Raw genomic sequence first — 12,214 nt, forward strand, 5'->3', positions numbered from 1 at the left:
GCAAAAGTCATATAAAATGAGATTTGAAAGGATTAGAGACTAATTATGATGAAATGCGAATGGATATTGTGTCCTGTTTGTGGGAGCAAAACCCGTAATAAAATTAGGAAGGACACTGTTTTGGAGAATTATCCCCTTTATTGTCCAAAATGCAGACAAGAAAGATTGATTAAAGTTGACAACTTGAAGATAACTGTCATCAAAGAGCCAGACGCTTAAGACGCAGAGCCGATGAAATTGTGGAACAATTCACGAATCATCGGCTCTTTTTGTTTCGTATTTGAAAGAACAAACTCACCAAATAAAAAAAACGATATTCGGGTGGGTTATTTTGTTATACCCTAAATTACCCTCTGAATTTGTTTTTAAATTTGGAGGGATTTTTTTATGTCCTTTTTTCGGGCAGTTATCTATCTGCTCATACGAAGCAAAATTTATCAATACATAGCATATCAGAGAACGGCAGGAAACCAGTTAAAAAAATTTCTGCCAGTGCAACGGTACTTCTCACCTTGAAAGTAGAAGTACAATCTCCATACAATAGAATTACTATTTCCTATAACCGTAAAGGTCACAGAGCCTTTGCGGTTTTTCTTTTGTCGATTTTTGTTGGAAAGTGCCGTAGGGCTGTTTCTGATATGCGGTGTCGTTCTCCGCCTCTCCATCTGGATTTTTTACATTTCAAAAATTCAGATGGGAGGTATTTATGGTGAAATATGCACCAAGAAAGGTATATATCAGAGAAAGTGGCGGCTATGTGGAATTATCCTACACGGAGTTCTGCCGTTGCAGGGAATCCGACCAGACCTATATGGACAAGCTGTTTATCCCCATTCAAGGCTGTCTGCTTGAAGTCGTGAGGGAGCAATACACAGACTTCTACCGTGACAAGGAACGGTGGCGTTATCTGCAAAAATTAGATACAAAGAATAGACTGCTATCTCTCGACGGATTTACGGACAGCGAGGGGAATCCTCTGGACTTTATCACTGATGAAGCGGTGGACATTGCAGAAACCGTTGTCAATGCGGTCATGGTGGACAGGCTGAAAGCCGCCCTGCCTTTGCTGTCGGATAGTGAACAGGAGCTGATACAGGCAATCTTTTTTGACGGACTTTCCGAGCGTGAAGTCGGGGCGAGGTTGGGCATAACCCAGAGCGTTGTAAACAAACGCAAAGCCAGAATCCTAATAAAACTAAGAAAGATAATAGAAAATTAAAATTTAAGGCGTTCAGCCCCCTTGTTTTTTCCTTTGGGAAGATGAGGGGGCTTTTCTCTGCCCTCTCAATCAATTCTGATTGGAGGAAGTAAGAATGGCATACAACCACGGACGGGAGGACAGGAAATGGCGTATCTGGAAAGAAGCGGAGGAAAAGCTGCTGCGTGAGTGCGGCGTTGATGAAGCGACCATTGAGCAGATACGCATGGCGGACAGGGCAGACTTCAATTCCAACAGGCGGTTTTACCGATGGACGAATGACGTTGCGGAATATCTTGAGGACATGGCAGGCAGGGAGCGGCAGGCGGAAGTGGGTACGGTTGCGGAGTTACTGGAAGAGATTGAGAGCGAAAATCTCTATCAAGTATTAGTCACGGTGGACGGGCGTACCTTGAAAATCGTCCTGCTGAAAATGCAGGGGTATTCCACAAAGGAGATTGCCCCGCTTGTGCATTTGACGACTGGTGCCATCTATGCGAGGTTAGACCATCTGCGGAAGAAGCTGCGGAAAATTTTATAGCTTCTAAAACAGCCTGCCATCCTGCGGGCTACTGGGTGAGGGATGGAAATCCCCTCACTCATTTTTTGCAGGAGGACAACAGGATGGCATACAGGGTTAAGGCATACACGCTTCGGGAGGAATCCACGGAAAGCGGCACAAGGTATTTTATCAGCTTTAAGGACGGGCAGGGCAAATCCCACGAGTTGGAAGTGTCGGAACAGTTCTTTATGGAGTTTCGGCAGATGGAGCGCAGGAACAGGAATCTTTTCTAATGGGACGAGCGGCACAGGGAGTTTAACGAGGTATGGGACGAAACCCTTTACAGACGGGCGTTGCGTGTGCCTAAGAGCCTTGATGAACGCATGGTTGAGGAAGAACGGAATGAAACGCTCTATAAGGCGGTTGGGAGCCTTCCAGAGATACAAAGGCGGCGTTTCCTGCTCTACTACGAGTATGAGTTCAATTTTTACCAAATCGCCGCTATGGAGCATTGCACCGCTTCGGCAATACAGAAATCTGTTGCGATTGCAAAGGAGAAAGTAAAGGCGGAAATTGAAGAAATATCTCCAACCGTGACCGACACCGCCCGAAAAAGAAATCTGTTTTTTATTTGTGTGGGATTGGCGGCATTACATACTCTCACTTTTTTCCGTGGGAGTAAATCTATTTTTAAGGAGGTCAACGCCTATGTGCAACGAAAACAAAGACACCGCCCGAAAGGAGGAAAGCCATGCAGAAGTTACAGACAGTCAACGCCGAAACGCTCCTTTATGAACCGCTTGAGAAACCATCCTTTGTGGTGGACAGCCTTATCCCGACAGGCTTATCGCTGTTCTGCGGCTCACAGAAGATAGGCAAGAGCTGGCTCATGCTGAAGCTGTGCTTATGCGTGTCGCAGGGAATCCCCTTATGGGACATGACGACAATGGAGGGCGATGTGCTTTACCTCTGCCTTGAGGACACGTTCTGCCGCATACAGGACAGGCTGTTCCGTTTGACGGACGAAGCGAGCGGGCGGCTTCATTTTGCCGTGGCAAGCTGCAAGCTGTCAGACGGTCTTATCGTGCAGCTTGAGGATTATCTGAAAGACTATCCAGACAGCAGGCTCATTGTCATTGATACCTTGCAGAAAGTCCGTACAGCTTCAAAAGACAACGCCTATGCAAGCGACTATGGGGACATCTCCCTAATCAAAGATTTTGCCGACAGGCACTCTCTGGCGGTCATTGTCGTACACCACATCCGAAAGCAGAATGACAGCGATGTGTTCAACAAGGTGTCTGGGACGACAGGATTAACGGGGAGTGCGGACGCTACCTTTGTTCTGGAAAAGGAGAAACGTGCGTCTGACACCGCCAAGCTGTATGTGACGGGCAGGGACACGCCTTATCAGGAATACACGCTGCGTTTCCGTGATTGCCGTTGGGAGCTTGTGGAGCGGAAAACGCAGGAGCAGCTTGCGAAAGAAACGATACCAGATGTCCTTTTTCGGTTGGTGGATTTTATGAGGGATAAGGAAGAATGGATAGGCACGGCAACGGAACTGTTAGCCGCTATGGGGGAAACGGAAACCATACCCACGGTGATTACGAAATGGCTGAATGAATACCGCACCACATTTTTAAGCGAGAACCGTATCTGCTACCAGTACAGCCGCAGGAAAGACGGCAGGCGGATTGCCCTTGCAAGGAGGGCGGGTGACAGCGGTGATGGTGGTGACAGCGATATTAGGATACCCCCCTGTTACTGTCATTGACGCTTAAAGCCATGTAAAGCTGGCGGCTCTGCCCTGCGGGTGACAGCAGTGACGGTGGTGACAGTGATTTTAGGATACCCTGCCGCTGTCATCCCTACGGGAGAACACCCCGTAAACGCAAAATGCAGGCGTGAGATTTACTCGCCCTTTTCGGTCGTGTAAAATCACCCCTGCGGTCAGAAAAATCTCTCCGATTTTTCCGACTGCGTTTACAGGGTGTAACACACTACACTTTGCCCTGCAAAGAGCCGTGTGCCAGACGTTCCCTCTGGACTCCCTTATGGCAGGTCTTACGCCCTGCTATCCTACGCCTTGCGGCTTCGGATAAAAGAACGGCGGCATGACGGTTACAGCTCTTGCGAGGGAGTATCCCAAAAACACCGTCACCATCGTCATGACCGTCATGCAGGGGATAAGGGTGACAGTTACGGCAATCGGCAGGGGGCATCCCAAAACTGCCGTCACCACCGTCACCGCTGTCACCCAAAGGGCAGTTACCCGCCGAAGAAAGGAAGATGATGGATTATGCCCTATGCAATCCTGCGTTTCCAGAAACGCAAAGCGGGCGGCGTTGCGGCTTGCGAACGCCACAACGAGCGGAAGAAAGAAGCCTACAAAAGCAACCCAGATATCGACATGGAACGCTCTAAAAATAACTATCATCTTGTCGCACCGCCAAAGTACACCTATAAGAAAGAGATTAACCGAAAGGTAGCCGAAGCAGGGTGCAGGACAAGGAAAGACAGCGTGATGATGGTGGAAACGCTCATCACGGCTTCACCAGAATTTATGAACCAGTTACCGCCCGAAGAACAGAAAGCGTATTTTACGATGGCTCTGGATTTCATTTCGGAGCGTGTCGGGGAGCAGAATATCCTCCTCTCCTTTTATCCCCTTGATATATCAAGGTTTTGATGGTGTTTGCCCACCATTTGCCCACTGATTTTAAATTTCGTTAAAAATCTCTTTGACCTTTTGGTCATTTTTTTGTTTTAGTTTTTCAATTTGATGGGCATATGTTTTCAGAGTAATGTTTAAATTCTCGTGTCCAAGTAGTTTAGAGACAGATATTAAATCAACCCCTTTATATATCAAATAGGAAGCGTATGTGTGTCTTAAAGAGTGATTGGTGTAATTTTCTCCAGTTGCTCTCTTAATGGCCTTATTTGAGGCGTTATTTGACGTACCGAAGCAGATACGACCTAGCTTGTTTTCTTGATAGTAATTTTCTTTATAGTTTTTGAGTATTTTTAGACTGTTTTGATCAATAGGAACTTGTCGAATGGATTGTTCGTTTTTAGTTGGTCCGAAGTTCTGAGAAATCGAGTAGTCAAAAGTTTTATTGATATCAATATAGCCATTTTCAAAATTGATGTCGTTCCAGGTAAGCCCTTGAGCTTCAGCGAAACGCAGACCAGTCACTCCAATAATGTAGGTTGTCAGGTAAGAGGCATGCCTGATTCTTGCTTTCGCAAAGTTTAGGTAGTTTAGATAGTCATCTTCCTCCATAAATTTTTCAGTCTCTGCTTTACCAGACTTCTGTGCTTTGACAATGGCGCCTTCAGCGAAGTTGTCTCTAATGATACCATCTCGGATAGCCATTTTACAGGCTCCTTTGATTTGATAGTGGAATTTTTCAAGCGTTGATTGAGCGACTGTCTCTCCAAATTCGTTTAAAATTTGCTGGTAGATGGTGTGATTGATATGTTTGAGCTTTTTCTCACCAAAAAAGCGTTTGATGTGTTTGAAGTTTTTAGTATAAGTCTTCCATGTCTTGGCAGTGACGTGTGGTTTTTTGTAGATTTCCGCCCAACGTTTATTATAATCAAGTACAGTAATATCTAGCAGTTCGCTTGATACTGCACTTAATTCCAGCTCAGCTTGTTGGGCTGAGGCTTTCGCAAGGGTTTTGGTTCTAAATCCTCCTTTTGATTTCTCACGACGTTTGCCATTGATGTCTTGATAAATTATCCTGTATTCCCATGCGTCTCCACGTTTTCTAAAAGATGCCATGTTGTTTTTTACCTCACTTTCTGATAAAATGGGTACAGTAAAGAGGGCCATTTAATGCCTATTCTTTATTGTACAAGATACCTCACACTCAAGGTTTGGCGACGGAGAGTGTGGGGATTTTATTTACTATTCAGTTCCCTGGCTTTTGCTAACCTCTTTCTTAGAGCAGCTATTGTAGATGCACTCCAATTTACCTCAGGTTTGGATTCAAACTTTTTCATAGCTCTTTCAATTAACTCTACTTCAGCTTGATAATCTTTTTCTTTTCGGTAAATTTTTGCGAGGTAGTCTACACCTCCAGGGGTGTAGAAATCACATTCATTCATTGCTTTTAAAAATCCTTTTTTGGATGAACCAAAATTTTTATTTTGATAATCCGCTATTGCTTTTTGTTGAAGCGCAAACCCCTTTTTTTCTTTACTTCTCTCGTTAGAATAATACTTTTTCAGAATGTGTTCCTTTGGTGGTTGAGGCTTTAAAAAATCAAAAAATCCCATTTTTATTCTCCTTATTTTTTTGTTTTCCTCAACTCATTTTTCAATTTGTTCATCTGTCAATGGATTGTTATCGATATGTTCAAGTAGTTGTTGGATAAGCTCTTTTGAATCCCTTTTCATAACTTTACCCTTTATTTACTTTTAAAGGTTCTACCACAGTTATTACAGTGCCAATTGTTTTTTCCATCCTTACCGACAAGTCCAAGCAGCACAAGTGGCCAAGCAATTAAAAAGCCAATGCATCCTACGCAACCGTTGAAATTTTTTCTGTCCTGATTCATAAATTGAATATTAGTGCTTCTGCAATATGGACAGCGTTTAGCAAACATTCCCATTTTCTTTTTCCTCCTGTATTAATTTTTTTGTATGTTCTATTGGTGTTATCGTTTTATCAAAATACAATTGATTGAATTGTGGAATTGTAACCATTTCGATAATCCAATACTATTTGAACCGCTTCTTGGATAGGAATGCAGTAGTTATAGACTAAAAAATTCTTTAAACGGTTCATGATTGCTGCACCAGACATATAATTATCTCTGATTAAATCATTGAAATTTTTCCCATTCAAAATACTATTTTTTAGTCTTTCATCATTTAGCAAGAACAGAGAAGCGAGTGTGTTAGCTTCATCTTCAATTGGTTGCAATTCTTTTGGATAATTTCCAGTAGAAATGTCGGACACGTTGGACATCATAGAAGCGTACATGCGTTGACTTTTGCTACCTTCAAAATGAGCAAATATATGACTTAATTCATGTAGAATCGAAAACATAACACGACCTAAAATAGGTCTTTGGTTAATATAGACAATATATCTATCTGAATAGTCATATGTCATTGTCATACCAGATAATGAATTGCAGATTTCTTTACTTGTAAATTCCACTCTATAATTACTAACCAATCCTTTGTATTTAATATCTTCTTTAGTAGCTTGACGTCCGCCAACATCTCTAAAATATTCTTCGTATTGGTCAACATCAAGAAAAACAAATAAGATATTGTATTTTCTTTCAAAATAATCAATAACGTGCTTGCTAGTGATTGCAGATAATGGCAAATAAAAATAATGGCTAACTTCGGCTAAGAAAAAATTAGCTTTCTGCTGATAGAGGTAGTAGTCGGCAGAATTGATAAAACGATATTCCAAATATAAACACCTACTTCCAGTTTGAATCGTCTTCGATAAGACTACGTGCTGTTTGCATTAAACCTGAAAGAGCGTTATTAAAACGTTCTTTTTCCAAATCTGTCATATTTTCTGTTTCCTTACGGAACATGACAAGGGTATTTAGTTCTTGTGTGTCCATGAGATTATCATTTTCGTTTGATGCAATTCGTGGATTATCCGTCCTGCCCAATAAGTAGTCTGTCGACACGTTGAAGTAGTTGGCTATTTCGGCCAACCGTTCGGCGTTAGGAGCTTTTGTCTTCAAAGTATAGAAATAATTCGTACTATATCCTAGACTTTCTTCTAACTTCGCAAGAGAAATACCTTTCTTTTTAGCGAGGTCTTTTATCTTTTCTAGTGTTGAAAACATTGTAAAATCAACCTTTCTCTGAGATTGACAAAAAATATTCCAAAAATCTAGAAAAAAGTATTGACTTAATCTAGAAAAAAGTATAGAATAGTTTTTGTAAGATGATTGAGTTAGAAAAAAACGAAGTCAAAAACATTCTAAAAAATTAAATAACACGGTCGCCAAACTGTATTTATAAATGATTAGAAGTGTTCTAAACGTTGTTTTTTTATTATGCCTTGATTATAGACTTTATTGTAGAGTTTGTCAAGAAATTATATAATTTTTTCTAACTCTTTTTCTTACAAAATAAAAAACGCACTCTATCTGCTTCATAGAGTACGCTACGGAAATTATTCTGCTCAAGTTAGAAGCAGTAACCAACAATACTTCACTGGTATCGTCCCCAGCACTGCAATTGAAGTGATAGTGTGTTACGACCTAGAATTGATAGGCTTTTTAAACTGGCTCCCTCCAGCATGTCAATTCATACCTATTTTTACGACTCTTGTTTGTCGACGCTAGCAGTCAGGACTAGAAAATATAACACCCACTCACTGAGACACAGTACACCTCAAAAACTCTGACAAAGAAAATCACTCCTTTCGGGTTTTGGGTTAGTTACATTATATAAAATGTAAGAAGTTTTGTAAATGGTTTCTATTGCTACAAGATTGAGCAGTTAGCATTTCCGTTTTTATTCTATTACCATTTTTCACTTACAAGAAAGGAGAAAACTATGCCAGACACAGAGAGTGGACGTCAAAAGATTTTGAAATATCTTGATGAAAATAATCTGACAATGACAACATTAGCTGTCCAATATGGAATGGTTCGTCAAGATGTTACAAACATTCTTAACGGTAAACTAAAAAATCCACAGGCTAATCGTTTCATTGCTCGTGTGATTGAAGATTTTAAGATTCGATAGGAGGAATCAAATGAACGAAATTTTTAACTTTAAAGGACAAGAAGTCCGAACAGTGACAATCGATAATGAACCATATTTCTTAGGGAACGATGTCGCAAATATTCTTGGTTATAAAAGACCAGGAGATGCTATCAAGCAACACATCGATGAAGATGACCGAAAAACGTTGACATATAAGGCTTTCGGTGATTTAGAGCATAGCCTATGGAAGGGCAATGACTTTTCAAATAAGACTTTCATCACAGAGAGCGGTGTTTATGCTTTGATTTTCGGCTCAGAGCTACCACAAGCTAAAGAGTTTAAACGTTGGGTGACAAGTGAAGTCTTACCATCTATCCGCAAACACGGAATGTATGCTATTGACCATTTGCTAGATAATCCAGATGTTGCTATTGCTGCTTTTGAAAAGCTCAAAGAAGAACGTCAGCTACGTTTGCAGGCACAGGAGGAAGTTGCTCAGAAAAACCAAATTATCCAAGAGCTACAACCAAAAGCGACTTATTATGATTTGATTTTGCAGAGTGAATCACTTGTGGCTATCTCAGTGATTGCTAAAGATTATGGCATGAGTGCTAAAAAGTTAAATAATTTATTGCATGAATTAAAAGTGCAATTCAAACAAGGTAGTACGTGGCTACTATATCAAAAATATGCTGATAAAGGATACACACAATCTAAAACACATACGATTGATGCAGAACGTAGTCGAATGCATACATATTGGACGCAAAAAGGACGTTTATTTATCTATGATTTGCTCAAAAATAAAAAAAGGTATCTTACCTAAAATTGAGCAAGAAGCTTAACGATTAATTTCGCCACTCTCAGCTAGTAGTTATAGCTCTAGTAAGTCAACAAATACAAGTCATTAATCAAAACAGTAATAATTTTCAATAGTAAAATCTCCTATTTATTTTTTTAAACAATACTCTTAAAACTTTAATTCACCAAATCAAAAAGACTTGCTAGAGCTATAACTGCTAGTTGAGAGCAGTAGAACACAATTAGAAAGGAGTAAAAAGCATATGGAAAATTTAGCCAAAGAAGTGGAAGACTTAGTTAAAGTCAAAGCTACACAGGCATTGGTTCGATCCGAAACTTATCAGGAAGCCATTCTATTAGTTGAACAAAATGCAAGTTTAACTGCACATGGGCAGGCAATCAAAAAAGCTATCCAAGACGAGATTACAAAGCGTGCCTTGAATAGCAAAATTAGATTATAGTTTCTCCAGTTTAACAACTGAAGCACTAGAGTAGATTGTTTCTGGGTGTTCAATATCAAAAAAGAACAGCCCGTGAGCCAACATTTCAGTAAGACTTGGAACAAGACCATCATGATGGTGTGACCAAAGTGTGAAAACTTGACTTAGAGATGTACCATAATCAGTTTTTACAATAGTTTGAAATGTTTGGTCCTCATGAAGAATGGTAGTTGAACCATCAGCAAACGTTACTTTAATTTTTGGCATAACTTTCACCTCCTTCCCAAAATATTATATCACGGAAAGAGGTTAACTATAGAAAGGACGGTGTATCTATTTTGGACATAAAAAAGCGACTGACGGCAATCAGTCGGCAAACAAATAAAACTTTATAGGAGTATTGTAACATGGATGACAGACTTTTACAAATGCTTGATGAGTTTGAAGCTGGTCTTATGGATAGAGCGTTGAAGGTCATGCACGTTGTCATGGACGAAAAACGGCGATATCCGATGGAACTCAATAAGTCTCAATGTGCTGAAATGCTATTAGGTACTAAAGATACTGGAACATTTGATGCACGCTTTAACTGTCATAAGGATTTCCCACGGATTAAAAATGCTCGTGAGAAATATCCTCGTGATGAAGTTATCGAGTGGTATCACAAAAATTGGCAAAGAACAGGAGTATAAAAATGAAAAAACTATTTAACTGGATTTGGGCAAAACCGAAGAAAGAACCACAAACTTGGATGATTGCACATGATGGTTGGGAAGCAAGCGCTAAAACTTATAATCAAGCACACAATATCCACAATGGATTGATTTAGGTGGCAAACATGATACAAGAGGTTATTAATGAAAATGAATTTTTGAAAGACGAAAATAAACGTCTAAATATTGAACTGACGAAATATTACTTTGCAACAGTCGCAAAAGCAAATTTACTCGACATCATCATTGCTGAAGACTATATCTTGCCATCAACGCTTGATAAATGTATCAATCAGCTTGATGAAATCGACCAGCTAGAAATTAGAAAGGCTATGACAAATGGCAACAGCTAAATTAGAAAAAGAAAACGTGCTTATTATGCAAATGCATTATGCAGAAGCTACTCACCCTGAAAATGGTGAGAAAATAGACATTTCTGTGGCAATGAACGGTGTACCTGTTATCACTTACAAAGGTCGTATAGTAACTTACGACATTCAAGAAATTGTCAACGAAGCAGTCAACTTAATTGATGAAGCGTTAACAAAGGAGTTAAAAAATGGTAACAATTAATAAACTAGAAATAGAAAACGTCAAGCGCATTAAAGCGGTCAAAATTGAACCGTCAGCAACTGGTTTGACAGTCATTGGTGGTAATAATAACCAAGGCAAGACCAGTGTTCTGGACAGCATTGCTTGGGCATTAGGTGGTAACAAATACAAGCCAAGTAAAGCAGAGCGTGAGGGCTCAATGGTGCCGCCAACACTGAAAGTGACTTTGTCAAACGGTCTTATCGTTGAACGTAAAGGTAAGAACAGCTCGCTTAAAGTCATTGACCCTAACGGACAAAAAGCAGGTCAGCAGCTGCTAGATAGCTTCGTGGAAGAATTAGCTATCAACTTACCTAAATTCATGGAAAGCACACCAAAAGACAAGGCTAACACGCTACTTCAAATTATCGGTGTTGGCGATCAGTTAGCAGAATTGGAGCTAAAAGAAAAGGAAATCTACAATCAACGACATGCAATTGGTGTGATTGCTGATCAGAAGGAAAAGTTCGCCAAAGAACAGCCATACTATCCAGACGCACCAAAAGAACTGGTTAGTATTTCCGAGCTTATCCAACAACAGCAGGCTATCTTAGCTAAGAATGGTGAGAATGCTCATAAACGTCAAAACGTGATAGTCATTCAACAAAACTATGACTTCAAACAACAAGAAGTTGATGAGCTTAAGAAAAAGCTTAGAGTAGCTGAACAACAATTAGATCAGTTAACGGAAGATTTGCAAATCGCACAGACTGACGCTATGGACTTGCACGACGAGTCAACAGCTGAAATCGAAGAAAATATTGCACGTATTGACGAAACCAATCGACGTGTTCGCGCTAATCTCGATAAAGACAAAGCTGAAGACGACGCTAAACAACAACGTGAACAATACAATCAGTTGACTAATGAAATCGAAGCTGTACGTCAACAGAAAACAGATTTGTTAACTAACGCAGACTTGCCACTTGAAGGCTTGTCAGTCAATGACGGTAAACTACTTTACCAAGGTCAAGAATGGGATAACATGTCTGGCAGTCAACAGCTTATGGTGGCTACTGCGATTGTCCGCAAGCTCAAACCAGAATGTGGCTTCGTTCTGATTGATAAATTGGAACAAATGGACCAAATCACACTCGAACAGTTTGGCGCTTGGTTAGAACAAGAGGGACTGCAAGCCATTGCCACAAGAGTGTCAACTGGTGAGGAGTGCGCCGTGATAATCGAGGACGGTTACTCAGTCGTTAACGAAGCACATCAACAATCAACAACAGCTAAGCCAGCGTTCACAGCAGGCACATTTTAGAAA

The 12,214-nt window shown here is 40.5% G+C and carries 17 protein-coding genes and 3 pseudogenes; 14 read left to right on the plus strand and 6 right to left on the minus strand.

Going from position 1 to position 12,214, the window contains the following annotated elements:
- Positions 1–45 precede the first annotated feature (45 nt).
- The 6 genes and pseudogenes from ABZ559_RS04860 to ABZ559_RS04885 all read left to right on the plus strand — a co-directional run.
- Positions 46–219 (plus strand): cysteine-rich KTR domain-containing protein, encoded by a 174-nt coding sequence (locus ABZ559_RS04860; RefSeq protein WP_002779755.1) that lies wholly within the window; start codon positions 46–48, stop codon positions 217–219.
- Positions 220–709: 490 nt separating this feature from the next.
- Positions 710–1,219: a sigma-70 family RNA polymerase sigma factor gene (locus ABZ559_RS04865; RefSeq protein ID WP_105116765.1), complete on the plus strand. Its 510-nt coding sequence runs from the start codon at positions 710–712 to the stop codon at positions 1,217–1,219.
- 94 nt (positions 1,220–1,313) lie between these two features.
- Positions 1,314–1,739, plus strand: a complete 426-nt coding sequence (locus ABZ559_RS04870) for a sigma-70 family RNA polymerase sigma factor (RefSeq protein WP_000323895.1) — start codon at positions 1,314–1,316, stop codon at positions 1,737–1,739.
- An 83-nt stretch (positions 1,740–1,822) separates the two neighbouring features.
- Positions 1,823–2,297: pseudogene (locus tag ABZ559_RS04875) on the plus strand (sigma-70 family RNA polymerase sigma factor).
- A 154-nt stretch (positions 2,298–2,451) separates the two neighbouring features.
- The gene (locus ABZ559_RS04880; protein WP_014636623.1) at positions 2,452–3,477 is read left to right on the plus strand and encodes an AAA family ATPase; all 1,026 of its coding nucleotides are present in this window, start codon (positions 2,452–2,454) and stop codon (positions 3,475–3,477) included.
- A gap of 525 nt (positions 3,478–4,002) precedes the next feature.
- Positions 4,003–4,356: pseudogene (locus tag ABZ559_RS04885) on the plus strand (plasmid recombination protein); the annotation flags it as partial.
- 66 nt (positions 4,357–4,422) lie between these two features.
- Here the strand turns inward: ABZ559_RS04885 and ABZ559_RS04890 are convergent.
- The 5 genes from ABZ559_RS04890 to ABZ559_RS04910 all read right to left on the minus strand — a co-directional run bounded on the left by ABZ559_RS04890 (position 4,423) and on the right by ABZ559_RS04910 (position 7,531).
- Positions 4,423–5,490 carry a tyrosine-type recombinase/integrase gene (locus ABZ559_RS04890; RefSeq protein WP_367007401.1) on the minus strand — a complete coding sequence of 356 codons (1,068 nt, stop codon included), beginning with the start codon at positions 5,488–5,490 and terminating at the stop codon, positions 4,423–4,425.
- Positions 5,491–5,609: 119 nt separating this feature from the next.
- Positions 5,610–5,987, minus strand: a complete 378-nt coding sequence (locus ABZ559_RS04895; protein WP_367007402.1) for a hypothetical protein — start codon at positions 5,985–5,987, stop codon at positions 5,610–5,612.
- A 131-nt stretch (positions 5,988–6,118) separates the two neighbouring features.
- On the minus strand, positions 6,119–6,322 hold the full coding sequence (locus ABZ559_RS04900; protein WP_346773330.1) for a hypothetical protein: 204 nt from the start codon (positions 6,320–6,322) through the stop codon (positions 6,119–6,121).
- A 56-nt stretch (positions 6,323–6,378) separates the two neighbouring features.
- A complete protein-coding gene (locus tag ABZ559_RS04905) occupies positions 6,379–7,140 on the minus strand; it encodes an ImmA/IrrE family metallo-endopeptidase (protein ID WP_367007403.1) in 762 nt (253 codons plus the stop codon).
- A gap of 10 nt (positions 7,141–7,150) precedes the next feature.
- On the minus strand, positions 7,151–7,531 hold the full coding sequence (locus ABZ559_RS04910; protein WP_367007404.1) for a helix-turn-helix transcriptional regulator: 381 nt from the start codon (positions 7,529–7,531) through the stop codon (positions 7,151–7,153).
- Between the two features lie 718 nt (positions 7,532–8,249).
- On the opposite strand from ABZ559_RS04910, the gene ABZ559_RS04915 reads away from it, so the two are divergent.
- From ABZ559_RS04915 to ABZ559_RS04925, 3 genes and pseudogenes are all read left to right on the plus strand, one after another.
- Positions 8,250–8,441 carry a hypothetical protein gene (locus ABZ559_RS04915; RefSeq protein ID WP_367007405.1) on the plus strand — a complete coding sequence of 64 codons (192 nt, stop codon included), beginning with the start codon at positions 8,250–8,252 and terminating at the stop codon, positions 8,439–8,441.
- 10 nt (positions 8,442–8,451) lie between these two features.
- Positions 8,452–9,247 (plus strand): annotated as a pseudogene (locus ABZ559_RS04920) (phage antirepressor KilAC domain-containing protein).
- A gap of 219 nt (positions 9,248–9,466) precedes the next feature.
- A complete protein-coding gene (locus ABZ559_RS04925) occupies positions 9,467–9,664 on the plus strand; it encodes a hypothetical protein (RefSeq protein ID WP_367007406.1) in 198 nt (65 codons plus the stop codon).
- Here the strand turns inward: ABZ559_RS04925 and ABZ559_RS04930 are convergent.
- The gene (locus tag ABZ559_RS04930) at positions 9,659–9,910 is read right to left on the minus strand and encodes a hypothetical protein (protein WP_367007407.1); all 252 of its coding nucleotides are present in this window, start codon (positions 9,908–9,910) and stop codon (positions 9,659–9,661) included. The genes ABZ559_RS04925 and ABZ559_RS04930 overlap by 6 nt on opposite strands.
- A gap of 140 nt (positions 9,911–10,050) precedes the next feature.
- Between ABZ559_RS04930 and ABZ559_RS04935 the strand changes: the two genes are divergently transcribed.
- The 5 genes from ABZ559_RS04935 to ABZ559_RS04955 are packed head-to-tail and all read left to right on the plus strand — an operon-like array spanning position 10,051 to position 12,211.
- A complete protein-coding gene (locus ABZ559_RS04935) occupies positions 10,051–10,335 on the plus strand; it encodes a DNA-binding protein (protein WP_367007408.1) in 285 nt (94 codons plus the stop codon).
- A 2-nt stretch (positions 10,336–10,337) separates the two neighbouring features.
- A complete protein-coding gene (locus ABZ559_RS04940) occupies positions 10,338–10,472 on the plus strand; it encodes a hypothetical protein (protein WP_367007409.1) in 135 nt (44 codons plus the stop codon).
- A gap of 9 nt (positions 10,473–10,481) precedes the next feature.
- The gene (locus ABZ559_RS04945) at positions 10,482–10,709 is read left to right on the plus strand and encodes a hypothetical protein (protein WP_367007410.1); all 228 of its coding nucleotides are present in this window, start codon (positions 10,482–10,484) and stop codon (positions 10,707–10,709) included.
- On the plus strand, positions 10,696–10,929 hold the full coding sequence (locus ABZ559_RS04950) for a hypothetical protein (protein ID WP_367007411.1): 234 nt from the start codon (positions 10,696–10,698) through the stop codon (positions 10,927–10,929). The genes ABZ559_RS04945 and ABZ559_RS04950 overlap by 14 nt, the downstream gene beginning before the upstream one ends.
- Positions 10,916–12,211: an AAA family ATPase gene (locus tag ABZ559_RS04955; protein WP_367007412.1), complete on the plus strand. Its 1,296-nt coding sequence runs from the start codon at positions 10,916–10,918 to the stop codon at positions 12,209–12,211. Before ABZ559_RS04950 ends, ABZ559_RS04955 begins: the two co-directional genes overlap by 14 nt.
- Positions 12,212–12,214: the final 3 nt, after the last annotated feature.

This window comes from Streptococcus sp. ZY19097 (assembly GCF_040731245.1).
In the GTDB taxonomy this organism is placed as follows: domain Bacteria; phylum Bacillota; class Bacilli; order Lactobacillales; family Streptococcaceae; genus Streptococcus; species Streptococcus orisratti.

Coding starts and splice junctions, on each gene's coding strand:
- ABZ559_RS04860 (WP_002779755.1), top strand. CDS start 46: ATGATGAAATGCGAATGGATATTGTGTCCTGTTTGTGGGAGCAAAACC.
- ABZ559_RS04870 (WP_000323895.1), top strand. CDS start 1,314: ATGGCATACAACCACGGACGGGAGGACAGGAAATGGCGTATCTGGAAA.
- ABZ559_RS04880 (WP_014636623.1), top strand. CDS start 2,452: ATGCAGAAGTTACAGACAGTCAACGCCGAAACGCTCCTTTATGAACCG.
- ABZ559_RS04890 (WP_367007401.1), bottom strand. CDS start 5,490: ATGGCATCTTTTAGAAAACGTGGAGACGCATGGGAATACAGGATAATT.
- ABZ559_RS04895 (WP_367007402.1), bottom strand. CDS start 5,987: ATGGGATTTTTTGATTTTTTAAAGCCTCAACCACCAAAGGAACACATT.
- ABZ559_RS04900 (WP_346773330.1), bottom strand. CDS start 6,322: ATGGGAATGTTTGCTAAACGCTGTCCATATTGCAGAAGCACTAATATT.
- ABZ559_RS04910 (WP_367007404.1), bottom strand. CDS start 7,531: ATGTTTTCAACACTAGAAAAGATAAAAGACCTCGCTAAAAAGAAAGGT.
- ABZ559_RS04915 (WP_367007405.1), top strand. CDS start 8,250: ATGCCAGACACAGAGAGTGGACGTCAAAAGATTTTGAAATATCTTGAT.
- ABZ559_RS04925 (WP_367007406.1), top strand. CDS start 9,467: ATGGAAAATTTAGCCAAAGAAGTGGAAGACTTAGTTAAAGTCAAAGCT.
- ABZ559_RS04930 (WP_367007407.1), bottom strand. CDS start 9,910: ATGCCAAAAATTAAAGTAACGTTTGCTGATGGTTCAACTACCATTCTT.
- ABZ559_RS04935 (WP_367007408.1), top strand. CDS start 10,051: ATGGATGACAGACTTTTACAAATGCTTGATGAGTTTGAAGCTGGTCTT.
- ABZ559_RS04940 (WP_367007409.1), top strand. CDS start 10,338: ATGAAAAAACTATTTAACTGGATTTGGGCAAAACCGAAGAAAGAACCA.
- ABZ559_RS04945 (WP_367007410.1), top strand. CDS start 10,482: ATGATACAAGAGGTTATTAATGAAAATGAATTTTTGAAAGACGAAAAT.
- ABZ559_RS04950 (WP_367007411.1), top strand. CDS start 10,696: ATGGCAACAGCTAAATTAGAAAAAGAAAACGTGCTTATTATGCAAATG.
- ABZ559_RS04955 (WP_367007412.1), top strand. CDS start 10,916: ATGGTAACAATTAATAAACTAGAAATAGAAAACGTCAAGCGCATTAAA.